This window comes from Streptomyces coeruleorubidus, assembly GCF_028885415.1.
In the GTDB taxonomy this organism is placed as follows: Bacteria; Actinomycetota; Actinomycetes; order Streptomycetales; family Streptomycetaceae; genus Streptomyces; species Streptomyces coeruleorubidus_A.
Map to the genome: position 1 here is coordinate 3840012 of NZ_CP118527.1, position 24578 is coordinate 3864589.

General features: G+C 70.3%; 17 protein-coding genes. 8 read left to right on the forward strand and 9 right to left on the reverse strand.

Annotation, left to right across the window (positions count from 1 at the left end):
• Nucleotides 1–82 precede the first annotated feature (82 nt).
• The 5 genes from PV963_RS17760 to PV963_RS17780 all read left to right on the forward strand — a co-directional run bounded on the left by PV963_RS17760 (nt 83) and on the right by PV963_RS17780 (nt 6485).
• A complete protein-coding gene (locus PV963_RS17760; RefSeq protein WP_274816712.1) occupies nt 83–997 on the forward strand; it encodes an ABC transporter permease in 915 nt (304 codons plus the stop codon).
• Nucleotides 990–1820: an ABC transporter ATP-binding protein gene (locus PV963_RS17765; protein WP_274816713.1), complete on the forward strand. Its 831-nt coding sequence runs from the start codon at nt 990–992 to the stop codon at nt 1818–1820. The genes PV963_RS17760 and PV963_RS17765 overlap by 8 nt, the downstream gene beginning before the upstream one ends.
• Nucleotides 1821–1927: 107 nt before the next feature.
• Nucleotides 1928–4132 carry a CDP-glycerol glycerophosphotransferase family protein gene (locus PV963_RS17770; RefSeq protein ID WP_274816714.1) on the forward strand — a complete coding sequence of 735 codons (2205 nt, stop codon included), beginning with the start codon at nt 1928–1930 and terminating at the stop codon, nt 4130–4132.
• On the forward strand, nt 4129–5775 hold the full coding sequence (locus tag PV963_RS17775) for a glycosyltransferase family 2 protein (protein ID WP_274816715.1): 1647 nt from the start codon (nt 4129–4131) through the stop codon (nt 5773–5775). The genes PV963_RS17770 and PV963_RS17775 overlap by 4 nt, the downstream gene beginning before the upstream one ends.
• Nucleotides 5776–5981: 206 nt before the next feature.
• Complete coding sequence (locus PV963_RS17780; RefSeq protein ID WP_274816716.1) at nt 5982–6485, forward strand: hypothetical protein; 504 nt, start codon at nt 5982–5984, stop codon at nt 6483–6485.
• On the opposite strand, the gene PV963_RS17785 is transcribed toward PV963_RS17780, so the two are convergent.
• The 5 genes from PV963_RS17785 to PV963_RS17805 all read right to left on the reverse strand — a co-directional run bounded on the left by PV963_RS17785 (nt 6467) and on the right by PV963_RS17805 (nt 15240).
• The gene (locus PV963_RS17785) at nt 6467–7951 is read right to left on the reverse strand and encodes a hypothetical protein (protein WP_274816717.1); all 1485 of its coding nucleotides are present in this window, start codon (nt 7949–7951) and stop codon (nt 6467–6469) included. The two genes, PV963_RS17780 and PV963_RS17785, sit on opposite strands and share 19 nt — an antisense overlap.
• Complete coding sequence (locus tag PV963_RS17790) at nt 7935–8369, reverse strand: GtrA family protein (RefSeq protein WP_274816718.1); 435 nt, start codon at nt 8367–8369, stop codon at nt 7935–7937. Before PV963_RS17790 ends, PV963_RS17785 begins: the two co-directional genes overlap by 17 nt.
• Before the next feature lie 140 nt (nt 8370–8509).
• Entirely contained in the window at nt 8510–13468 is a 4959-nt protein-coding gene (locus tag PV963_RS17795) for an NAD-glutamate dehydrogenase (RefSeq protein ID WP_274816719.1), read from the reverse strand.
• A 502-nt stretch (nt 13469–13970) separates the two neighbouring features.
• On the reverse strand, nt 13971–14636 hold the full coding sequence (locus PV963_RS17800) for an HAD family hydrolase (protein WP_274816720.1): 666 nt from the start codon (nt 14634–14636) through the stop codon (nt 13971–13973).
• Between the two features lie 88 nt (nt 14637–14724).
• Nucleotides 14725–15240 carry a DUF6912 family protein gene (locus tag PV963_RS17805; RefSeq protein WP_274816721.1) on the reverse strand — a complete coding sequence of 172 codons (516 nt, stop codon included), beginning with the start codon at nt 15238–15240 and terminating at the stop codon, nt 14725–14727.
• A gap of 820 nt (nt 15241–16060) precedes the next feature.
• On the opposite strand from PV963_RS17805, the gene PV963_RS17810 reads away from it, so the two are divergent.
• Nucleotides 16061–16330 carry an Rv3235 family protein gene (locus tag PV963_RS17810; RefSeq protein ID WP_059421793.1) on the forward strand — a complete coding sequence of 90 codons (270 nt, stop codon included), beginning with the start codon at nt 16061–16063 and terminating at the stop codon, nt 16328–16330.
• A gap of 99 nt (nt 16331–16429) precedes the next feature.
• Here PV963_RS17810 and secA read toward each other — a convergent pair whose 3' ends face one another.
• Nucleotides 16430–19276, reverse strand: coding sequence for a preprotein translocase subunit SecA (gene secA / locus PV963_RS17815; RefSeq protein ID WP_274816722.1), 2847 nt, complete (start codon nt 19274–19276; stop codon nt 16430–16432).
• A 278-nt stretch (nt 19277–19554) separates the two neighbouring features.
• On the opposite strand from secA, the gene PV963_RS17820 reads away from it, so the two are divergent.
• Nucleotides 19555–20124: a GNAT family N-acetyltransferase gene (locus PV963_RS17820; protein ID WP_274816723.1), complete on the forward strand. Its 570-nt coding sequence runs from the start codon at nt 19555–19557 to the stop codon at nt 20122–20124.
• A 207-nt stretch (nt 20125–20331) separates the two neighbouring features.
• Entirely contained in the window at nt 20332–21504 is a 1173-nt protein-coding gene (locus tag PV963_RS17825) for a winged helix-turn-helix domain-containing protein (protein WP_274816724.1), read from the forward strand.
• A gap of 28 nt (nt 21505–21532) precedes the next feature.
• On the opposite strand, the gene PV963_RS17830 is transcribed toward PV963_RS17825, so the two are convergent.
• The 3 genes from PV963_RS17830 to PV963_RS17840 form a co-directional block, all read right to left on the reverse strand.
• The gene (locus tag PV963_RS17830; protein WP_274816725.1) at nt 21533–22279 is read right to left on the reverse strand and encodes a response regulator; all 747 of its coding nucleotides are present in this window, start codon (nt 22277–22279) and stop codon (nt 21533–21535) included.
• Between the two features lie 206 nt (nt 22280–22485).
• A complete protein-coding gene (hpf, locus tag PV963_RS17835; protein ID WP_274816726.1) occupies nt 22486–23184 on the reverse strand; it encodes a ribosome hibernation-promoting factor, HPF/YfiA family in 699 nt (232 codons plus the stop codon).
• 312 nt (nt 23185–23496) lie between these two features.
• Complete coding sequence (locus tag PV963_RS17840; protein WP_274816727.1) at nt 23497–24393, reverse strand: ComF family protein; 897 nt, start codon at nt 24391–24393, stop codon at nt 23497–23499.
• Between the last annotated feature and the right edge of the window lie 185 nt (nt 24394–24578).

Genomic DNA, 24578 nt, shown 5'->3' on the forward strand with positions numbered 1-24578 from the left:
CGCATCCGGCAAGAACCGCCCCAGCGCATCGCTCTTCGCGACCCCACAGGTCCCACACCCCCCTCGAACGAAAGCAGCGGATGTGAGCCAGGTCCTCCACACACCGCCCCAAGCACCGGCCCCGGCCGACGACGACCTCGCGGCCCTCGCCGCCCGCCACGGCCTCTCCGTCAGCGGCGCCCGCCCCTCCCTGCCCGAGTACGTCCGCCAGCTGTGGGCCCGCCGCCACTTCATCACCGCGTTCGCCACCGCCAAGCTCACCGCCCAGTACAGCCAGGCGAAGCTCGGCCAGGTCTGGCAGGTCATGACCCCGCTGCTGAACGCGGCGGTCTACTACTTCATCTTCGGCGTGCTGCTCGGCACCAAGCACGGAGTACCGGACTACATCCCGTTCCTGGTCACCGGCGTGTTCATCTGGACGTTCACACAGAGCTCGATCATGGCGGGCACCCGCGCCATCTCCGGCAACCTCGGCCTGGTGCGCGCCCTGCACTTCCCGCGCGCCGCGCTGCCCCTGTCGTTCTGCCTCCAGCAGCTGCAGCAGCTGCTGTTCTCGATGGGCGCCCTGGTCGTCATCCTGCTCTGCTTCGGAGTGCCGGTCGGGGTGTCCTGGCTGCTGGCGCTGCCGGCGCTGTTCCTGCAGTTCACGTTCAACGCGGGCGTCTCCATGGTCATGGCCCGGATGGGCGCCAAGACCCCGGACATCGCCCAGCTGATGCCGTTCGTGCTGCGCACCTGGATGTACGTCTCGGGCGTCATGTGGAGCATCGACAAGCTGGCGCAGAAGGACAGCCTCCCGCACGCGGTGACGGTGGCGCTCACGGTCAACCCGGCCGCCGTCTACATCGACCTGATGCGCTTCGCCCTGATCGACAGCTTCCACGCGAGCCAGCTCCCGGCCCATGTGTGGGCGCTCGCCGCCGGCTGGGCGCTGGTCGCCGGCGTCGGCGGCTTCATCTACTTCTGGAAGGCTGAGGAGACGTACGGCCGTGGCTGAGCACCTGAGCGAGAAGATCCCCACCGTCGTCGCCGACGGCGTCGACATCGTCTACCGCGTCAACGGCACCGGCGCCGGACGCGGCTCCGCGACCGCCGCCCTCAACCGCATGCTGCGCCGGGGGCAGACCGAGAAGGCGTCGGGCGTGCGCCGGGTGCACGCCGTGAAGAACGTGTCCTTCGTGGCGTACCGGGGCGAGGCGATCGGCCTGATCGGCACCAACGGCTCCGGCAAGTCGACCCTGCTGAAGGCCGTCGCCGGGCTCCTCCCCGTGGAGAACGGCCGTATCCACACCGACGGCCAGCCCTCCCTGCTCGGTGTCAACGCGGCCCTGATGAACGACCTGACCGGCGAGCGCAACGTGTACCTCGGCGGCCTGGCCATGGGCATGTCCCGCGAGCAGATCAGGGAGCGCTACCAGGACATCGTCGACTTCTCCGGCATCAACGAGAAGGGCGACTTCATCACGCTGCCGATGCGCACGTACTCCTCGGGCATGGCCGCGCGCCTGCGGTTCTCCATCGCCGCCGCCAAGGACCACGACGTACTGCTGATCGACGAGGCGCTGGCCACCGGCGACCGCTCCTTCCAGAAGCGCTCCGAGGACCGCATCCGCGAGCTGCGCAAGCACGCCGGGACGGTGTTCCTGGTCAGCCACAACAACAAGTCGATCCGCGACACCTGCGACCGCGTGCTCTGGCTGGAGCGCGGGGAACTGCGCATGGACGGGCCGACGGAGGACGTCCTCAAGGAGTACGAGGCGTTCACCGGCGACAAGTCCCCCAAGGCCAAGCCGCAGCCCAAGGTGCCTGTTCCCTCGTAAGGTGCCCGTTCCCTCGTGAGGCGCACCCTGGTCGGCCCTTTTGTCGCATTGGTGACACCATGACCGAACAAGGTCCGCCTGGTGCGACGAGATGGAGGAGCCCTGTGATGCCCGAGCTCAGCGTCATCGTCCACGGGCCGAACGTGCAGGACCATCTGACGGAGCTCCTCGACTCCCTCGCCGCCCACCCCCTGCCGGACGCCGAGCTGATCGTGGCCGCGGTCGGCGACTGGGCCCGGGAGACGGCCGAGCGGCACACCCCGGACGGCGGTCCGGTCGACGTAGTCCCCCTGCCGGCCGGCACCGGCGACGCCGCGGCCCGGGCGGCGGGGGCGGCACGGGCCTCCGGCCGCTGGCTGCACTTCGTCCACGCCAAGGACGGCCTGCCCGCCGGCGCCCCGCGCACGGTCGCCGAGCGGGTGGCCGAGCTGCCCGGCGAGGTGGACGTCCTGCTCCTCGACCACGTCCGCAGCACCTGGCACACCTCCGGCATGCCCTCCCGGGACGGCTCCCTGCTCGCCCGGGCGGGCCGCGCCGACGTCGCCCTCGACGACTGCGCGCCGCTGCTGCGCCTGACCCCGCTGCTCGGCACCCGCGTGCTGCGCGCGGACTTCTGGCGGGCGCACGAGCAGCGGCTCACCACCGACGACGAGCCGTACGCCGCCCTGGCCGCCCTGCTGCTGGCCGACCGCGTCGCCTGCCTGCCGCACGTCGCCTACGAGGACCGCAGGCTGCGCCGCGCGAGCCTGCCCTCCATCACGCCCGAGCAGCGCTACGGCCTCGTCGAGCGCTACGAGTCGCTCCTCGACCTCACCCGGGACCGCCGCGCCGCCCACGGCGTGCTCTACGACGTCATGGTCCGCGACTGCCTGCGCACCTTCACGCGCGGCGGCATGGCGGAGGAGGTCGCGCGGGAGTTCTTCAGGCGGGCGTCCCTGGCCGCCCTGCGCCGCCGCCCCGAGGGCTACCGGCGCCCCGCCGGTCTCGAAGGCGTCCGCCGCTCCCTGCTCGAAGAGGGCGCCTACGCCAGGTACCGGGCCTTCCAGGCCGTCAACCGCACCCGCCGCACCGCCAAGTCGGCCGTGCGGACCCGGAAGCGGCAAGTCGGCGCCAAGCTCCGCGACCACCAGTACCGCAGGGCGCTCGGCCGCCCGGTCAATCCGCACCTGGCGGTGTTCTCGGCGTACTGGAACCGCGGTGTCGCCTGCAACCCGGCCGCGATCGCCGCGAAGCTCGCCGAACTGGCCCCGCAGATCCACCCGGTGTGGGTGGTGACCGAGGAGAACGCGGCCCTGCTGCCGCCCGGCACCGACCACGTCGTGCCCGGCAGCCGCCGTTACTGGGAGGTGCTGGCGAGTGCCAAGTACCTCGTCAACAACGTCAACTTCCCCAACGCCGTGGTCAAACGCCCCGACGCGATCCACCTCCAGACCCACCACGGCACGCCGCTCAAGCGCATGGGCCTGGACCAGATGGCGTACCCGGCGGCCGCGCAGGGCCTGGACTTCCAGGCGCTGCTGGAGCGCATCGACAAGTGGGACTACAGCGTCTCCGCCAACAGCCACACCACGCGCATGTGGGAGCGCGCGTACCCGTCGCACTACGTCTCCCTCGACCACGGCTATCCGCGCAACGACGTCTACTACACGGCCGGCGCTCAGGACATCCGCAGCGTCCGCGACAGGCTCGGCATCGCGCCGGGCCGCCGGGCCGTCCTCTACGCGCCCACCCACCGCGACTACGAGGCCGGCTGGACCCCGCGCCTGGACCTCGCCGCCCTCGCCGACCGCCTCGGCGAGGACACGGTCCTGCTCGTGCGCGGCCACTACTTCTACGGCGGCGCGGCCTCCCCGCTCACCAGCCTGCGCCGCACGGGCCGGATCATCGACGTCTCCTCCTACGACCCGGTGGAGGAGCTGTGCCTGGCGGCGGACGCCCTGGTCACGGACTACTCCTCGATCATGTTCGACTACGCCAACCTGGACCGCCCGATCGTGATCCACGCCGACGACTGGGAGACGTACCGCACCACCCGCGGCGTCTACTTCGACCTGATGGCCGAGGCCCCGGGCCCCGTCGCCCGCACCCAGCAGGAGCTGACGGAGATCCTCGCCACCGAGGCCTGGCACGACGAGGGCGCGGCGAAGGCCCGGGCCGTCTTCCGGCGCCGGTTCTGCGAGTACGACGACGGACGCGCCGCCGAACGCGTGGTCCGCCGGGTCTTCCTCGGCCAGGACGAACAGTCCCTGCCGCCGGTGCTGCCGATCGAGGAACGCACCCCGGCCCCGACCCCGCAGGAGGCGACCGCATGAGCACTCCCGACGTCACCGTGACGGTCATCGTCTACAACGACGCCGAACGCCTCACCCGCGCGGTCGACTCGGTCCGCCGGCAGACCCACGCGAACATCGAGATCGTCATCAGCGACGACCACTCGACGGACGAGACACCCGAGGTGGCCCGCCGACTGGCCGCGCAGGACCCCCGCGTCCGCCACCTGCGCCTGCCGGAGAACAGCGGCGGATGCAGCGCCCCGCGCAACCGCGCCCTGGAGACCGCCCGGGCGCCCTACCTGATGTTCCTCGACAGCGACGACGAACTCCCCGACGACGCCGTCGAACTGCTGCTCGCCGCGCACCGCGAACGCGAGATCGACTTCGCGATGGGCGCGGTGCAGCGCGTCCGGGTCGACAACGGCCGCCGCTCGACGTGGATGCCGCACCTGGTCGCCGAGCGCCGCACCCTCGACGGCATCGAGGCCGACCCGCGTCTGCTCTTCGAGCACCTCGCCACCAGCAAGATGTACGCCCGCGCCTTCCTCGACCGGCACGGCCTGCGCTTCCCGGAGGGCATCCACTACGAGGACCAGCTGTTCTCGGCGCAGGCGTACTGCCTGGCCAAGGCCTTCACGATCATCCCGGAGCCGGTCTACCGCTGGTACGTCGCCCCGTTCGCCGCCTCCGACGCGGCCTCGATTTCCAACCAGCGGCACAAGCTCGCCAACGTCCGCGACCGCGTCCACGTCCAGCACCTCATCGACGCGTTCCTGGCCGAGAGCGGGCACGAGTCGCTGCGGGAGGACAAGGACCACAAGTTCCTCAAGCACGACTTCCGGATGTACGCCGGTGACCTGCCCTACCGGGACGAGGAGTGGCTGTCCTCCTTCGCGGACATCGTCACGCCGTACCTGGACACACTCGCGCCGGGCGCCTTCGCCCGCCTCCCCCGCGCCGAACGAGTCGTCCTCCAGCTGATCCGCGACCGCCGCCTGCCGGAGGCCAGGCTGGCGGCGCGGGGCCTCGGCCACGGTGTGGCACCGAGGCAGATCACGACGGACGCACAGGGCCGCACTTACTGGGGTGACAAGATCCCACCCTCCGAATGGTCCCGCCGCGAACTGGACGTCTCGGACCTGGAACTGGAGACACGCCCCTTCCCGAGCGCCCAGTTCCGCCACGAGATCACGGAGATCACGCGGGGCCCGGGCGCCTCGGTCGACCTCACCATCCGCACGTACGACCCGGCCCTGCGCCTCCCGGTCGGCCCCCAACGCGCGACTCTCCTCATCGCCCCGGGCCGGCGCCGCCTCCGCGTCCCCTTCCGCCTCTCCCCCGTCCGCCCCGGCATCTTCGAGGGCCACGCCCACCTGGACCTGGCAGCCGCCCACCTCCCCTTCCATGGCTTCGCCGGAGTCCGCCACCCCTTGCTCCGCCTGGAACACCAGGGCCTGTCCCACACGGGCCTCCTCCTGGCTCCCCTGACCTTCCCGGCGTTGACGACTCAGGTCCCCCACCACCGCCTGACCCTGGAGCCCGAGGGCCACGGCCCCGGCCGCTTGCAGGTCCGGTGGGAACCGATGGGCCTGACGGCAACCCTGATCGGCCCGCTGACACGCCGAGTGGCCCGACCGAGGGTGAAGAGGGCAGCACGACTGGTGTCAAGCGCACTGCGCTGAGCTGCGGGCAGTCGTGCCGCTCGGGGCGGCACGGGTGGGCGCAGCGGCACCCCGCCACGCCGGGCTGCGGACCCACCAGACCTCAGCACCAACGCCACCGGCTCGTCCTCACGGATGAGAACACCGCCCGCACCTCCCTCGCCCGGGCGGCCTGCCCTGCCCCGCAGATCGATGGCACCCGACATCCTGTCCGGCAGTCTCACGGTATGACCTCATCGCCTCCACCCCGCTGGGCAATCTGGGCAGCCCACGCCACCACCCTCGTCGTACTCCCCAGCGGCCTGTGGCGAATCGCCCTGGTCCTCGGCCACCCAGCCGGGTACACCGACGAGGCCTTCACAGACTTCCAGTCCCTCGGCGCCAAGGCCTGGATGCTGACTCTCAGCATCGTCTGCGAACTCCTCGCCCTCCTGACGATCGGCCTGGTACGCCCCTGGGGCGAGGTCATGCCCCGCTGGATCCCGTTCCTCGGCGGACGCCCGGTCCACCCGAAGGCCGTCGTCGTCACGGCCGGCCTCGGCGCCCTGGCCCTGACCGCGCTGTGGGCGAACATCCCCTGGTGGTGGACGTACCCCCACGAGGACATGACGGACACCGGCAACCTCGTCGTGGGCATCCTCTACCAGCCACTGGTCCTGTGGGGCCCTCTCCTCGCCGCGGTCACGGTGTCGTACCACCGCCGCCGCAGGGCTCACCGCACCACGGCGTAGAGCACCTGCCCCCCAGGCCCCCGAGCCACCTCCCGCAACCCGGCACCACGCCCGGCGGCACCCCCCGTACCCACAACCCACCGCACCCCGTACTCCCGAAGAATCTCCCCCCGCTCCCGCTCCGACGTCCCGTCCGCGAAATACCTCCGCACAGCAGCCCCCCGCCGCCCCTCGTCCGACAGGAAGAAGTCGGGATACCCAGGCGCCACGGTGTACGCCCCATACGCCGGGATCTGCCGAGCAGGCCGCCCCGCCCGGGCCATCACCACATCCCCGTACTTCACCCAGGGCGTCATCCAGTAGTACCCCTCCCACGGCCGCCGGTACTTCTCCGCGACGACCTCCGGCAGATCCGTCCGCTTCACCACGTACCCGACCGTCCCCACCTGCGTCCAAGCCCCCACGACCAACGCCGCCCCCAGCACACACGCCCATCCCACCCGAGCCGCCCGCCGCCCGGCCTCCCCCACCTCCACAGCCACCGCGACCTGCGCCGGAATCAACGCCGCCGGCAACGCCCGCCCCCATGACCAGTGGCCGCTCAGCCCGCCCACCGCCACCACGACCACCCCCAGCACGAAGAACAGCACCAGCGGATCCCATCGGTCCCGCCACCACCGCACGCCCAGCGCCACCACCCCGAGCAGCACCAGCCAGTACCGCCCGAGCAGGTCCTCGTACAGCGGCCGGTGCACCGACTCCAGATCACCCCCGGCCCCGAACAGCGCGAAGAAGTCGTAGTACGGCCACAGCAGCAGGACGACCAGCCCCAGCACCAGCCCGCCGCCGAGCCGGATCCACACCACCCGCCCCGGCCGCGCGGCGACCACCGTCGCGACCGCCCCCAGCGTGGCCACCACGCCCGAGAACTGATGGCACAGCAGGATCACCGCCCACAGCGCCCCCAGCCCCAGCCACACGCCCCACGCCGTGTCACCGTCGCCGTCGCCGCGCACCGCCCGCCCGAGCCACGCCCAGAAGTGGAACGCGAGCCCCAGCGCGAACACGCTCGGATACGACACCGTCAGCGCGAGCGAGTTGAGCCCGTAGAAGCCGCTCCAGTTGAACAGGGCCGTCCCCCACAGGAACAGCAGGCTCAGCACGGCCAGTGCGGGCGCGGCACGATGGCCGCTCAGCGTCCGCACATACCGCCACACCCCCGACAGCAGCAGCGCGAGCCCGGCCAGCGCCCCCAGCCGCAGCACCACGAAGACCGACAGACCGCTCACCCGGGCGACACAGCCGAGCACCAGCATCCAGGGCGAGTAGTACGGGCTCGGCGTGTCCGCGTCGACGAGCGGATTGCCGGGGTCGACGAGATCGTGCCGCAGCCGCTGGACGGTCGCGGCGTGCATGCCGAGATCCCCGGCCCACGGCAGCCGGACGATCACGAGGACCATCAGCAGGACGACCAGACCGGCGACCGCCTGCGCGGCGAGAGCCGCCGGTCTAGGTGCGGCGCGCATCGTGCGGGAACACCCAGGTGCGGTAGACGAGGAAGCGGAAGGCGGAGGCCAGCACGATGGAAGCCGCCTTGACCGCGTTGGACTCGAAGGGACCGGTCAGGCCGAGCACGTGATATCCGGCGTAGAACAGCCCGCTTTCCATGGCCACGCCGATTCCGCTGAAGACGAAGAACAGCGCGATCTGGCGCCGGGTCCGCGACGCCCTGTCGCGGTAGGTGAAATACCGGAATCCGAGGTAATTGGTGCCCATGGCGATCAGGCTGGCCAGCACGGTCGCCACCATGGCGGCCCGGTGCAGCCCGTGCAGGAGCACGTTGAACACCAGGAAGTTCACCGCGACGCCGCTTCCGCCGACCAGCGCGAAGTTCATCACTTCGAGGACGACGCGCTTCACCGGCCGGGCTACGGGAGCGGCCACTCGCTCCCCGGAGAGATTCACTGTCACGCCCCAAGCCTTAGCCGGAAACGGTAAGTCCTCCACTCGAATCGCCCTAAGGCACGCCAAGAAGAAAGCGCCCCGGGCCGATATCGACCCGGGGCGCCCAGAACGCCGTACTCCTACGAATGAGTCCGCAGCAGCGTGCGCATCGTCCGCATCGCCACCGACAGGTTCGCGAGGTCGAACGCCTCGGAGCTCTGGATCTCCTCCAGTGTGGTGCGGGCCCGGCCGAGGATCGCCGCGTTCTTCTGCTCCCAGGCCTTGTAGCGCTGCTCGGGCGTCGAGGCGCCGTTGCCCACGGCCAGGACGTCGGCGGTCAGCGCCGCGTGCGCCGCGTACAGGTCCTCGCGGATCGCCGCGCGGGCCATGGACTGCCAGCGGTCGGCGCGGGGCAGCTCGATGATGCGGTCCATGAGCTGGGTGATCCGCAGCCGGTCGGCGAGGTCGTAGTAGACCTCGGCGACGTCCAGCGGCTCCCGGCCCATGCGGTCGGCGACCGAGACGATGTCGAGCGTCGGGAAGGCGGAGGAGAACCCGGCCACGCGCGTGGCGAGTTCGTCCGGGACGCCGGCGTCCGTCAGCTCGTCGTAGATCTTCTGGTACCACTCCAGGTCCGCGCCGCGCAGCAGCTTCGGCAGCTCCCCCCAGACCTGCTCGACCCGGTCGGCGAAGAAGCCGACGGTCTCGGCGAGCTGGAGCGGCTGCGGCCGGTTGTTGAGCAGCCAGCGCGTGCCGCGCTCCACGAGGCGGCGCGAGTGCAGCCGGATGCGGGTCTGGAGGGCGGCCTCGACCTTGTTGTCGAGCGCCTCGACCCCGTCCCACACCGGCGACTGGCGGAAGATCACCCGGGCCGCGGTCTGCGCCCGCACGATCTCCTCCAGCGACGCGCCGGTCTCCTCGCGCAGGCGGTGCAGATACGTCGTACCGCCCGTGTTGACCGTGTCGTTGACCAGGACCGTCGTGGTGATCTCGCGGCGCAGCGGGTGCCCGTCGAGACGGTCCGGGAACTGCTCGCGCAGCTCGGTCGGGAAGTACGCGTGCAGCAGACCCCTCAGGTACGGGTCGTCCGGCAGCGAGGTGTGCAGCAGTTCCTCGGCGACGGTGATCTTCGTGTACGCCAGCAGCACGGCCGTCTCCGGGCCGGTCAGACCCTGGCCCTGGGCGAGCCGCTCGCGGATCTGCCGGTCGGTGGGCAGGAACTCCAGCGCCCGGTCGAGGTGGCCCTCCCTCACCAGGTGCTTCATGAAGCGCTGCTGGGCGTGGAGCATGGCGCCGGACTGGGCGAGGGCGTTGGCGATCGCCGTGTTCTGCGCGTAGTTGTTGCGCAGCACCAGGTGGCCGACCTCGTCGGTCATCTCGGCGAGCAGCTTGTTGCGCTGCTTGACGGTCATGTCGCCGTCCGCGACCAGGCCGTTGAGCAGGATCTTGATGTTCACCTCGTGGTCGGAGGTGTCCACGCCCGCGCTGTTGTCGATGGCATCGGTGTTGATCCGGCCGCCGTGCAGCGCGAACTCGATCCGGCCCAGCTGGGTCAGGCCCAGGTTGCCGCCCTCGCCGACGACCTTGACGCGCAGGTCCTTGCCGTCGACGCGGATGGCGTCGTTGGCCTTGTCGCCGACGTCCGCGTTGGACTCGGCGGAGGACTTCACGTACGTACCGATGCCGCCGTTCCACAGCAGGTCCACCGGCGCATGGAGGATCGCCTTCATGAGGTCGGCCGGGGTCAGCTTGTTGACCTTGGCCTCGATGCCGAGGGCCTCGCGGATGTGCGCGTTGACCGGGATCGCCTTGGCCGTGCGCGGGAAGATCCCGCCGCCGGCCGACAGCAGCTCCTTGTTGTAGTCCTCCCAGCTGGAACGCGGCAGCTCGAACAGGCGGCGGCGCTCGGCGTAGGAGGTGGCGGCGTCCGGGTTCGGGTCGATGAAGATGTGCCGGTGGTCGAAGGCGGCCACCAGGCGGATGTGCTCGGAGAGCAGCATGCCGTTGCCGAACACGTCGCCGGACATGTCGCCGATGCCGACGACCGTGAAGTCCTCGGTCTGGGTGTCCACGCCCAGCTCCCGGAAGTGCCGCTTGACGGACTCCCAGGCGCCGCGGGCGGTGATGCCCATGCCCTTGTGGTCGTAGCCGGCCGAGCCGCCGGAGGCGAAGGCGTCACCGAGCCAGAAGTTGTACTGCTCGGCGACCCCGTTGGCGATGTCGGAGAACGTCGCGGTGCCCTTGTCGGCGGCGACCACGAGGTAGGTGTCGTCCTCGTCGTGCCGGACGACGTCCGCCGGGGGCACGACCTCGCCGGCGACCATGTTGTCGGTGATGTCGAGCAGCGCCGAGATGAACGTCTTGTAGCTGGCGATGCCCTCGGCCATCCACGCGTCGCGGTCGACGCTCGGGTCGGGCAGCTGCTTGGCGACGAAACCGCCCTTGGCGCCGACCGGCACGATGACGGTGTTCTTCACCATCTGCGCCTTGACCAGGCCGAGGATCTCCGTGCGGAAGTCCTCACGGCGGTCGGACCAGCGCAGGCCGCCGCGCGCGACCTTGCCGAAGCGCAGGTGCACGCCCTCGACGCGCGGCGAGTACACCCAGATCTCGAACGCCGGCCGCGGTGCCGGCAGGTCGGGGATGGCCTGCGGGTCGAACTTCATGGAGACGTACTCGTGCGGCTTGCCGCCCGCCGCCTCCTGGAAGAAGTTGGTCCGCAGCGTCGCCTTGATGACGGTGAGGAAGGACCGCAGGATCCGGTCCTCGTCCAGGCTCGCCACCTGGTCGAGGGCCGCGTCGACCTCCTCCAGCAGCGCGTCCACGATCTCGTGCCCCGCGCGCTGCCGGTCCGGCGACATCCGCGCCTCGAACAGGGAGACGAGCAGGCGGGTGGTGTGGACGTTGTTGCGGAGGGTGTCCTCCATGTAGTCCTGGCTGAACGTGGACGCCGCCTGGCGCAGGTACTTCGCGTACGCCCGCAGCACCATCGCCTGGCGCCAGGTCAGCCCGGCGCTCAGCACCAGGGCGTTGAAGCCGTCGTTCTCCGCCTTGCCGGTCCAGGTGGCGGCGAAGGCGTCCTGGAACCGCTCGCGGGCGTCGTCGCCGAAGTAGTCCCCGCCGCCCCGGGAGCGGGGCATGCGCAGGCCGAAGTCGTAGATCCAGGCGACGCTGCGGTCGGTGCAGCGCAGCTCGTACGGCCGCTCGTCGACGACCTCGACGCCGAGCCGGTTGAGGACCGGCAGCACCGCCGACAGGGAGATGGCGTCGCCCGTGCGGTAGATCTTGAAGCGGCGCTCCTCGGGAGCGGCGCCCACCGGCTCGTAGAGGCTGAGCGCGAAGTCCTTGCCCTCTTCGTCGTTCAGCTGTTCGAGGTGGACCAGGTCGGCGACCGCTGCGCGCGGGTTGTGGTCGGCCTTGTAGCCCTCGGGGAAGGCGTGCGCGTACCGGCGCATCAGTTCCGCCGCGTGTTCCTCGCCGAGCTCGGCGTTGAGCGCGTCGGCGAAGGCGTCCTCCCAGGAGCGGGCGGCCTCCACCAGCCGGGCCTCGATGCGCTCCTTGTCGGCGTCGGACAGCTCGGGCAGCTCGGTGCCCTGCGGGACCCGGACCACGAAGTGCAGCCGGGACAGGATCGACTCGGTGTTCCAGGCCGTGAAGTCGACGCTGATGCCGCCCAGTTCCTCCTTCAGGATCTCGATGATCCGCAGGCGGACCGCCGTGGTGTAGCGGTCGCGCGGGAGGTAGACGAGGGCCGAGTAGTAGCGCCCGTACTCGTCCTGGCGCAGGTAGAGCCTCAGCCGCCTGCGCTCCTGGAGGTAGAGGACGGAGGTGACGATGGACCGCAGCTCGTCGACCGGGGTCTGGAACAGCTCGTCGCGCGGGTACGTCTCCAGGATCTGGAGCAGGTCGCGCCCGTCGTGGCTGTTGGGCGAGAACCCGGCCTGTTCGAGGACCTCCTCGACCTTGCGCCGGATGACCGGGACCCGGCGCACGGACTCGGTGTAGGCGGCGGAGGAGAACAGCCCGAGGAAGCGCCGCTCGCCGATGACATTGCCCTCGGCGTCGAACTTCTTCACGCCGATGTAGTCCAGGTACGACGGCCGGTGCACGGTCGCCCGGCTGTTCGCCTTGGTCAGGACGAGCAGCTTGTGCTCGCGGGCCTTGGCCCGGGCGTCGGCGGGCAGCCGCTCGAAGGACGGGCTGACCGGGTGGCTCTCCTGGTCGGAGTGGTGCGGGTCGGCGCGCAGAATGCCGAGGCCGGTGCCGGGCACGGCGGCCAGCGAGTCGTCGCCGCGCAGTTGGTACTCGCGGTAGCCGAGGAAGGTGAAGTGGTCGTCGGCCAGCCAGCGCAGCAGCTCGCGGGCCTCCTCGACCTGAGGTCCGGGCAGGTCAGCGGGGATGGGCTCGTCCGGCAGCCCCTCCGCCAGCCGGGTCGCCGCCTCCCGCATCTTGCCCCAGTCCTCGACGGCCTCACGGGCGTCGGACAGCACCCGCAGCAGGTCGGCGGTGATCTGCTTCAGATCGGCCCGGTCGGTCTCACGGTCGATCTCGACGTGGATCCAGGACTCGACGTGCGCGTCGTGCGGAAGGTCACCGAGGCCGGTCGCGGGCGTGGGCAGCACCTCGATGAGCTTGCCGGTGACATCGCGCCGCACGACGAACTGCGGGTGGATGACGACGTGGATCCCGCGCCCCTGCCGCGTCAGCTCATTGGTGACGGAGTCGACGAGGAAGGGCATGTCGTCGGTGACGACCTCGACGACGGAGTGGCTGCACGTCCACCCGTTCTCTTCGACCGTGGGCGTGTGCACCCGCACGTTGGCCGTGCCCTGGGGGCGATTCTCGGCCAGCCGGTAGTGCGATACGGCGGCTCCGAAGACATCGACCGGGTCACGGTCGGTGAGGTCCTCCGGGGCCGTGTGCAGGTAGTAGCGCTGGAGGAACGTGAGCAGGGACTCGCGGTCCGGGGCTCCCTGGGCGTCTGGGGTCTCCTCGCCCGTCGACCCGGTCGGTAGGTGCCCCCCGACCGGGCTGTTCTCAGCTACCCGGGCGGCCCTCTCGAGCAACTCGGCCTTGGCTTCGTCCAGCTTGGTCTGCATTGTCCTCTGGCTCCTGTCGCGCGCCGTTGCGTGACGTAGAAGGAAGTACGGCCTCTGCGCTTACGACGTCACGCCGTGACACGGGGTATCCGGTCTGTTCCGACGCTATGCCGCAAGGTGAGATGAGCGGGGGTGTCTGAGCCATTCTTGAGCTGCCCCACGGGTGTGAGGCTGCTCTCTGCGACGCCTCGGTCCGGGTGGTGCTCGGCGTCCCGGGAGTCATCGAAGCCCCGTCCCGCCCGCGAAGACCAGCGACCGCCGCCCGGTCACGGATGTGGTCCGTGCTCTCCGGGCGCAGGGCAGGGACGACGACGTCCCCGCGAACTATCGCGCTGATCACGCCACCAAGGCTATCGCTCCTTACAGGGGCCCCGTCATGAGCCGTATGTGTACAAAACCCGGCCTGGAAGTTTGACGTTCTGCACAGTGCCCCTACACCCGGCTGCGGGCATGTGTGCCGCCCTGGCTGCGGCCGCGGTCCCGCTTGACGCCGAGCACCTGACTACGCCCCCAGCCGCTCCGCCTCCGCCACGGCCTCCTCAAGCGTGTCCACGACCGGCACCCCCACCGCCTCCAGACTCGCCCGACTGTGCGACCCGCCGGTATACAGAACGGCCCTCGCCCCCACATACTGCGCAGCCACCGCATCATCCGCGGCATCCCCGATCACAATGGTCTGCTCCGGCACCACCCCCCTCAGCGACTCCAGATGCCGCACCATGTGCTCGGCCTTGCTGCCCCCCGACGGCCCGGTCCGCCCGTCCACCCGTATGAAGTGCGGCTCGATCCCGAACCCCCGCACCAACGGCACAAGCTCCTCATGCACATACATGCTCAGAATCGACTGACTACGCCCGGCCGACCGCCACGCGGCCAGCAGCTCCGCCGCCCCCACCGTCAGCCCGCACGCCACTCGATGCTCGGCGTAGTACCGATGGAAGATGTCATCCATCAGCTCCCACTCGGCCTCGGTCGGCAGCCTCCCCATCAGCCGCTCATAGAACTTCGGCACCGGCACGCAGTACAGCTCCCGGTACTTCTCCAGCGTCAGCTGCTCCAGCCCCAGCTCGGCGAACGCCGCGTTCGTCGCCCCGATGATCGCGTCGATGTCATGGAACAGCGTCCCGTTCCAGTCCCAGACAATGTGCGCACCCGTCTGCTTCCCCATGCCCCAAAACGTACCCGCCCCCACTGACAATCAAGAGAACGGCAACTCAACGCGCCCCCTTGAACGCCGAGAGCACCCGCCCCGGCGCTCAGTCGCCTCGGCCCACCAGGTTCGGAATCTCCTGCGTGGCGAACCACAGCAGTTCGTGGTCCTCCGCCCCGTCCACGACGAACTGCGCGTCGTCGTCCCCACCGTCCGCCGCCGGCAGCGCCTCGGCCGCCGCCGTCACATCCGCCTCCGCATCCGCGGCGTCGACATGCACGGACGCCGCCTTGGCCAGCGCGACGGCGCCGGCGACCCGCACCTCACCCAGCGCCGCCGGGTCGAGCCCCCGGTCGGGATCCGCGCTCGCGGCCCGGTCGGGCACGTCCACGGCCACGACGACCCGCCGCCGCGGTGCCTCCGGCTCGGCCGCCAGCAGCCGCAGCGAGGCCAGCGCGGCCCGGCTCAGCGCCGCGTACTCCAGTTCCTCGCTGTCGTCGGAGAGGTACCACTCGCGCAGCCCGGGCGTCACGGCGTACGCGACGAACGGCCCGGCTCCCAGCTCACCCGTCTTGTACGCCTCGGCGAGAGCGGGGAGGGTCAGGGGCACGTAGACACGCATGGCTGGCCGCTTCTTTCGTGGTCGTTTCATGGTCGGTGGGCTCCGGAGGGCCTTCAGGATACGTGCGGCGCGTCCCCTTTCGAGTTCCCTCCTGTGACGCCGGATGCGGCAACTCCAGGCCCGGCATTCACCCGGCGCATCCCCGCACCGACTGGCTCCATGCCCTCCACACCACCCGGATAGGTGAACATTCCGGCGCCCGCCGGCCGAGGCCCGCTCCCTTGCCCCTGCCCCCGTCGACCCCGTACAAGATCACCAACCCGAAGTTACTCTCCGGTATCCACCGGGCCCACGAAACGGGGACCCTCATGAACAAGGTCATGACCAGGGCACAACAGCGCTCGACCACCCGCCCGCCAGCCCGCCGCGACCCGCGCCGCCCTGGCGGCAGCGCCAACCCACGCACACCCGGCAGCCCGACCCCACGCACCCCCGGGAGCCCTACCCCCGCGCCTCCGGCGGCACCACCCCACGCACCCCCGGGACCGCCACTCCCCGCACCCCTGGCGGCACCGCCCCGCCCCGCACCCCCGGCGGAGGTCCCGCCCGCACCCCGGCAGCCGGCGGCCGCCCTCCGGGCTCCGCCCGCACCGCGAGGCCCCGCACCCGCCCCACGGACACCCGCCCACCGACACCCTCGGCCACGCCCACAGCACCCCGCAGGGCGACGCAAACCACCGCCCCGGCCTCCCGGGGCACCACACCGCGCGTCCCGGCCCAGCACCCCCACCGCCCGGTTCCGGTCCCTCACCCCCTCCCCACCGACCTCTTCGCCGACCTCCTCGTCGCCGTCCTCAGCGGCCACCGCCCCGTCCACTCGATGCTCCGCCACACCCGGGGCCGTGCCTACGACGAACTGGCCTGGCTCGCCGAACGCGGCCCCCTGCGCACCCGCGGCGCCCGCCCCGTCGTCCGCGACATCGGCTACTTCGAACCCCGCCCCGGCGCCATCGAGGCCTTCGCCCGCATCGGCGCCGGCGACCGGCTGCGCGCCATGGCCTTCCGCCTGGAACTCGGCCAGGACCTCCGCTGGCGCTGCACGGCGGTGGAACTCGGCGGCCCCCGCCCACCCCGCGCAGAGGCCGACTGAGCCATCGCCCGAGGCCGCAGAGCCGCCGATCCACCAAACCGAAGGGCCGGACACCCTCAGGTGCCCGGCCCTTCAGCCGCTACGGTGCCTCAGCGACCGTCACTTCTTACGACGCCCCCGGCTCCGCGCCTGCTTGCGGCGCTCCGCGCGCGTGAGGCCGTCGGCCTCGGAACGCACCGGCTCCTCGTCGGTGGCGAAGTCACCCTCGATGGTGCCGCCCTCGCCGTCGACCGTCGGAGCCGAGAAGTGGAGGTTGCGCCGCTGCGGGACGTCGAGCCCCTTGGCGCGGATCTCCGGGCGGGCACCGGCCTGCGCCGGCACCGCGTCGTGCTTCTCCAGGTCGGCCACCGGCTTGGCGTCCTCGACCGGGACCTCCTCGACCTGCTGCTCGACCTGGACCTCCAGGTTGAACAGGTAGCCGACGGACTCCTCCTTGATGCCCTCCATCATCGCGGTGAACATGTCGAAGCCCTCGCGCTGGTACTCGACCAGCGGGTCCTTCTGCGCCATCGCCCGCAGGCCGATGCCCTCCTGGAGGTAGTCCATCTCGTAGAGGTGCTCGCGCCACTTGCGGTCGAGGACCGACAGCACGACCCGGCGCTCCAACTCGCGCATGATCTCGGAGCCGAGCTGCGCCTCGCGCGCCTCGTACTGCTCGTGGATGTCGTCCTTGACGGAGTCGCCGATGAACTCGGCGGTCAGCCCGGCCCGGTCGCCGGCCGCCTCCTCCAGCTCCTCGATGGTGACCTTGCACGGGTAGAGCTGCTTGAAGGCGCCCCACAGCCGGTCGAGGTCCCAGTCCTCGGGGAAGCCCTCGGCGGTCTCGGCGCCGACGTAGGCGTCGATCGTGTCGTCCATGAAGTGCTGCACCTGCTCGTGCAGGTCCTCGCCCTCCAGGACGCGGCGCCGCTCGCCGTAGATGACCTCACGCTGGCGATTGAGGACCTCGTCGTACTTCAGGACGTTCTTACGGGTCTCGAAGTTCTGCTGCTCGACCTGCGACTGGGCGGAGGCGATCGCGCGCGTGACCATCTTGTTCTCGATCGGCACGTCGTCCGGGACGTTCGCCATCGACATCACGCGCTCGACCATCTGGGCCTTGAACAGCCGCATCAGGTCGTCGCCGAGGGACAGGTAGAAGCGGGACTCGCCGGGGTCGCCCTGACGGCCGGAACGACCGCGCAGCTGGTTGTCGATCCGCCGCGACTCGTGCCGCTCGGTGCCCAGGACGTAGAGGCCGCCGAGCTTCTCGACCTCGTCCTTCTCGGCCTGGACGGCCTTCTCGGCCCGCTTGAGCGCCTCGGGCAGGGCGTGCGCCCACTCCTCGATGTGCTCCTCGGGGTCGAGGCCGCGCTGGCGCAGCTCCGCCTCGGCGAGGTCCTCGGGGTTGCCGCCGAGCTTGATGTCCGTACCACGGCCGGCCATGTTCGTGGCCACCGTGACGGCGCCCTTGCGGCCGGCCTGGGCGACGATCTGCGCCTCACGGTCGTGCTGCTTGGCGTTCAGCACCTCGTGCTGGATGCCGCGCTTGCTGAGCTGCTGCGAGAGGTACTCGGACTTCTCGACCGAGGTGGTGCCGACGAGGATCGGCTGGCCCTTGCGGTGCTTCTCCTCGATGTCGTCGACGACCGCCTCGAACTTGGCGACCTCGGTCCGGTAGATCAGGTCCGACTGGTCCTGGCGGACCATCGGCCGGTTGGTCGGGATCGGCACCACACCGAGCTTGTAGATCTGGTGGAACTCGGCGGCCTCGGTCATCGCCGTACCGGTCATGCCGCACAGACCGGGCTGTTCCTTGCCGTTGTGGTCGTGGCGCTTGTAGAGGCGGAAGAAGTTCTGGAGCGTGATCGTGGCGAGCGTCTGGTTCTCGTCCTTGATCGGCACCCCTTCCTTCGCCTCGATCGCCTGGTGCATGCCCTCGTTGTAACGGCGGCCGGCGAGGATACGCCCGGTGTGCTCGTCGACGATCATGACCTCGTCGTCGATGATGACGTAGTCCTTGTCCTTCTTGAAGAGCTCCTTGGCCTTGATGGCGTTGTTCAGGTAGCCCACCAGCGGGGTGTTCACCGACTCGTAGAGGTTGTCGATGCCCAGCCAGTCCTCGACCTTGGCGACACCGGACTCGTGGATGGCGACGGTGCGCTTCTTCTCGTCGACGTCGTAGTCGCCGGTCTCCTCGATGCCCTTGAGCGGCTGGCCCGCCTCGCCGCGCTTGAGGCGCTTGACCAGCTTGGCGAAGTCGCCGTACCACTTGGTGGCCTGGTCGGCCGGGCCGGAGATGATCAGCGGCGTACGGGCCTCGTCGATGAGGATGGAGTCGACCTCGTCGACGATGGCGAAGTTGTGGCCGCGCTGGACGAGCTCGTCCTTGGACCACGCCATGTTGTCGCGCAGGTAGTCGAAGCCGAACTCGTTGTTCGTGCCGTACGTGATGTCGCAGGCGTACTGCTCGCGGCGCTGAGCGGGCGTCATGTTGGCGAGGATGCAACCGACCTCGAGCCCGAGGAAGCGGTGGACACGGCCCATCATCTCGGAGTCGCGCTCGGCCAGGTAGTCGTTCACCGTGATGATGTGGACGCCCTCGCCGGACAGCGCGTTCAGATACGCCGGCAGCGTGCCGACGAGGGTCTTGCCCTCACCGGTCTTCATCTCGGCGACGTATCCCATGTGCAGGGCGGCGCCGCCCATCATCTGCACGTCGTAGTGCCGCTGGCCCAGGACGCGCTTGGCCGCCTCACGGACGGTGGCGAACGCCTCGGGCAGCAGGTCGTCGAGCGTCTCGCCGTCCGCGTAGCGCTGCTTGTACTCATCGGTGAGGGCCCGCAGCTCAGCGTCGGAGAGGTCGACGAAGTCCTCTTCGATGGAGTTGACCTGGTCCGCGATGCGGTGCAGCTTGCGCAGGATCTTGCCTTCGCCTGCACGCATGATCTTCGAGAGGACGGACACGGGGGTTGGTCTCCTTGCCGGTCGGGCCTGGGACGGTCGGTTACCACTTGACTTACTGAGCAACGGCCATCGTATGCGAGGACCCCACCGCGCCGGGAGGGCCTGCCGTGACGGCGACCGTCCGCTGCTTCATTTCGCTTTCACTCCGCTTCAAAGGGGACAACGTCCGGGCCCCTCGGATGGTGCCGCACCCCCGACCGAATTACGCGAAGCGTGATCACACCCTCACCCGCAGCAAACAGATGGCGCTTCCGAGGCCCTCCGACCACAATCGGCCGATGGACCCCGTCACACTCACCACGGACCGCCTCCTGCTGCGCACGGTCGGCCCTCAGGACACCGACGCGGTGTACGACGCCTGCCAGGACCCCGACATCCAGCGCTGGACCACGATCCCTTCGCCGTACCTCCGCGAGAACGCCGAGGCCTTCACGGAACAGTTGGTCCCCGACGGCTGGACGGACGGATCCATGTACACCTTCGGCGTCTTCCTCCACTCCGGAGACCTCGCCGGCATGCTCGGCATCACCATGCGCGCCCTGGGCATGGGGGAGATCGGCTTCTGGTCCACCAAGCAGCACCGCTCCAACGGCTACATCACGGAAGCCGCCGTCACCGCCTGCCGCTGGGCCTTCGTCCACGCCGCGATCGACCGCATCGAATGGCGCGCCGAGGTGGGCAACCGCGCCTCCCGCGCGGTAGCGGAACGAGCCGGCTTCACGATCGAGGGCACGTTGCGCGCCGCGACCAACAACAAGGGCGTACGCCGCGACACCTGGATCGGCTCCTTGCTCCCGTCGGACATGGGTCTCCCGTCGACGGCCCCGTACTTGCCGGCGCCCGCGTAGCCGCTGAGCTGCTCAGCTGCTCAGCTGCTCAGCTGCTCAGCTGCGGGCAATCGTGCCGCTGGGGCGGCCCGGCGCAGCGGCACCCCGCCACGCCGGCTGCGCACCCACCCCACCCCACCCCAGTCCCAGCCCCAACGCACAGCACTCCGCACCCCACCTCGCAGCTCACGCCACCTCTGTCAGTCCCGTCCCCTATCGTGCAAAACCATGACCACCCCGCGCCCCACAACAGAGCTTTCCGCAGACGAGGCCCGCCGACTGGCACTCCGCGCCCAGGGCTTCCTCGGCGCCCCACCCCGCCGCTCCGGCGTCCGCGGCATCCTCCGCCACCTGGGCGCGATACAGCTCGACACCATCTCGGTCCTGGCCCGCTCCCATGAACTCGTCCCGTACGCCCGTCTGGGCGCGGTAGGCCGAAAGACAGTGGAGAACGCCTACTGGAAAGACACCCACGCCTTCGAGTACTGGTCCCACGCGGCCTGCATCCTCCCCATCGAGGAGTGGCCCCACTTCGCCTTCCGCCGCCGCGCCTACCGCAACCGCCCGCACTGGAACCACGACCTCCCGGACGGCGCCTACGACGAGGTCATCAAGCAGCTCCGTGACGAAGGCCCCCTCACGGCCACGGAGTTGGGCGGCGCCAAGAAGACGAACGACTGGTGGGACTGGTCCGGCTCGAAAGTCGCCGTCGAACGCGCCCTGATGTACGGCGAGGTGGTCTGCGTGGAGCGCCGCGGCTGGAAGCGCGTGTACGACCTCGCCGAGCGCGCGATCCCGGACGGCCTGCTGCACGACGAACTGGACGACACCGAGTGCCTGCGCCGCCTGGTCCGCCTGGCGGGCCAGTCCCTCGGCGTCGGCACCCGCGCGGACATCGCCGACTACCACCGCCTCAAGGGCGAGCAGGTCGACGCGGTGATCGCAGACTCAGGCCTCGTCCCGGTCATGGTCGAGGGCTGGGGCAAGCCCGCCTGGGCCGACCCGGCGGCCCTGGAGACACCCCCGCGCGGCCGCCACCGCACCACGCTGCTCTCGCCCTTCGACTCCCTGATCTGGGAGCGGGCGCGCACGGAGCGGATCTTCGGCTTCACCCACCGCCTGGAGGCGTACGTCCCCAGGCAGAAGCGGGTGCACGGCTACTTCGCGATGCCGGTCCTGGCCGGCGGCCGGCTCGTCGGCCGCGTGGACCCGGCCCGCGAGGGCGGCACGCTGGTGGCCAAGCAGGTGACGCTCGACGGCGCGAAGGCGGTCTCGGCCGTCGCCCAGGCCCTCGCCGAGGCGGCGACGTGGGTGGACTGCACTGACGTACGCGTGGAACGGGTCGACGCACCGGACCTGCGCGAGCCCCTCGTCAAGGAACTCGCCCGCATCCTCGTCTGAAGCCCTACCGGATCACGGGATCACGGGATCACCGGATCTCGAGGATCTTCTCCCGCATCGCGTACACCACCGCTTCCATCCTGGAGTGCAGCTGAAGCTTCTCCAGGATGTTGCGCACGTGGTTCTTCACGGTGTTCTCGGAGATGAACAACTCCTTGGCGATATCACGGTTGTTCATCCCCGTCGCGACGAGTTTGAGGACTTCCAGTTCGCGGTCCGTCAGCCGCGGCGCGGGCACCAGCCGGCGCTCGTCCGTGCGCTGGATCATCGACTTGAACTCGGTGAGCAGCTTCGACGCCATGGACGGGCTGATCTGCGACTGCCCGTCGGCCACCGCGCGAATGGCGGTGGCCACCTCGTCCGTCGAGATCTCCTTGAGGAGATAGCCGGTCGCGCCCGCCTTGATGGCGTCGTAGAGATCGGCTTCCTCGTCGCTGATCGTCAGCATGATGATCTTGGCGCTGGGGGCGACCTCCTTGATGGAGGTGCATGCCTCGATCCCGCCCCGCTTGGGCATCCGCACATCCATCAGGATGATGTCGGGCAGCAGGTCGGCGGCCTTCTCGACGGCCTCGGCGCCGTCGCCCGCCTCCCCGACGACCTGGATGTCCTCCTCGGCCGCGAGCACGATCTCCAGGCCCCGGCGGAACAGGGCATGGTCGTCGACCACAAGGACTCTGATCGGTTCCTTGCGTGGAGAGTCCGTGTCCGGGCCCATGCCGACGACGCCGTCGTCGGCATCCTCGTCACGCATCGGTCCGAAGCTGTCCGCCATCGTTCCTCCCCCTGAAGGCTGTGGCCTGTGGTCCTGAGCCATCGCCAACCCAGAGCAACGCCCCACCGGTTGGGCCGTGGCCAACCATGATTTCATGCCCGGACGGCACCGGGGTGACGGAGCGGGGCGCCAAGTGGTCGCACGGGGGTGCCCCTGGGGGCGCACACGCGCTCCAGGGGCACCTGCTCCGCTGTCATCCGGCATGGTCAGCCGCCGAGCGCACCGCCCGCCTCGGGGGAGTGCGCCTGTGTGACCATCGTGTCCGTCCTGAGGTGAATCACGCCGTAGTCGTAGGCGTGCCGTCGGTAGACGACACTCGGTTCCTTGGTCTCGGAGTCGACGAACAGGTAGAAGTCGTGCCCGACCAGTTCCATCTCGTAGAGAGCCTGGTCGAGGGTCATGGGGGCTGCGACGTGGGTCTTCTCACGGACGACGATGGGGCCGTCACCCTGCACTTCCAGCGAACCGATCTTCTTCGTGGGGACGGCCTCTTCCGGCTCCTCCTCCGGAGTCGGCACCAGGCCGTTTCCGTTGAGCGTCGCCACACCCGGGACGTGGTCGGCGACCTCCGCGGCCGAAATCCGGCGCGCGCCACGGCGCGAGAACCGCTTGTCGTGTTGCCTGCGCAGCCGGGCTTCCAGCTTTTCCGCCGCCAGGTCGAGCGCCGCATACGGATCGCTCGCCGCTGCCTCCGCCCGGATCACCGGACCGCGGGAGTGGAGCGTGATCTCCACTCGGTCACTGCGGTCGGCCTGCCTGGGGTTGGGCTCCTTGGACACCTCGACGTCGAGGCTGATCACCTTGCCATCGAGCTTCTGGATCTTCTCCAGCTTCAGCTTCTCGGCCACGTGCTTCCGGAACCGCTCGGGCACCTCGGTCTTGCGGCCCTTGACGACGATGTCCACGCAGAACTCCGTTCCCGGATCACTCCGCTTCGCTGCGGAGCGTCTCCCTTTTGCACCAGGTTCCGGTGTGCCCCGGAACCTCGGACTCGGTGACTTCCACCTCCTCCCCCGTGGGCGAGATCTCCACTCCACCGTCGCGAGTGATGAAGAAAAAACCCGCGGCACGGCATTCGGACTCGAGAGGTGTGGCCTGCGGCTTTCCCTCTCAACCGAACATATCTCGCCCGGACGGATGTCGTCACCCTCTACTGCGGCGTACCTCCGTTCAGGTGAATAAGCCCTCTCGTTACCTGCAACGACGCAAGATCTCAGTCAGTTCCGGTTTATTTCAAAAGAGTCCGGTGATGCCGCGACCACTGCCGCGCACGCCACGTCAACGACTCCGCCGGCGCCGCCCGCGCCCGTCATTCCCTGCCGGCCGGGCCGCCGGCCCGTCCTCTCTCGCGTTGATCCGACGTTCTGTTCCTCTCTGCTTTCCCACGTCTCTCCCCCGTACACGGCCCCGGCCCCCGCAGCGTTCGAAACCGGCCCCGCCGCCCGCACCGCCCGCGCGGCCTCCGCCAAGGACGCACCTGTGGTCATCACGTCGTCGACCAGGACGACCGGCCCGCCGGAGAGCAGCCGGGCACCACCGGGCACCACCGCCAGCGCGCCCGCGAGATTGTCCAGCCGCTGCCGGGAGTTGAGCTCCGACTGGTCGGCCACCGCCCGCCGCTGTCGCAGCACGCCGAGCACCCGAGCCGGAACCCCGCTCCGCCGCAGCTCCCCCGCCGCCGCGAGCGCGATCCGCCGCGCGGGATCATGCCCCCGGGCCCGCACGGCCCGCCGCCCGGACGGCACGGGCACGAGCAGCACAGGCGCCCCGACGGCCCGGGACCACGTCCCCTCGGTCCCGGCCCAGGAGCCGCCCCACGCCTTCCGGAGCCCCACCCGCACGGCTCCTGCCAAGGCCGCCCCGAGGGGACCGGCGAGCGCCAGGGCACCCCGTTCCTTGTGGGCCAGCAGCGTCGCCCGCACCTCGTCCGCGTACGGAGCCGCCGCGTGCACCACGGGCAGCCCGGGCGGCTCCGGCACCGGCCGCACCCGGCGTGCGGCGCCTCCGTTCAGCACCGCACGGCACTCCGGGCAGAGCACCGTACGAGGCCTCCCACAGCCCCCGCACTCGGCCGGCAGCACCAGGTCGGTGAGGTCCTGCCACCACCTCCGCATGGCCACCACTGTGCCGCCCCGAGCCCCGTCCGGCCACCCCTGTGGACAACGGCCTGTGGACAACTCCCGGCCCGGCGAACCGGTCGTCCCCCACATGAGTGACGGCCCCGTGAGGCGGCTCCATGGGACGACCTGAGAGGCCCGTGAGGCGGCCCGCAAGGCCGGCGCCCCGTGACGAGCACCGG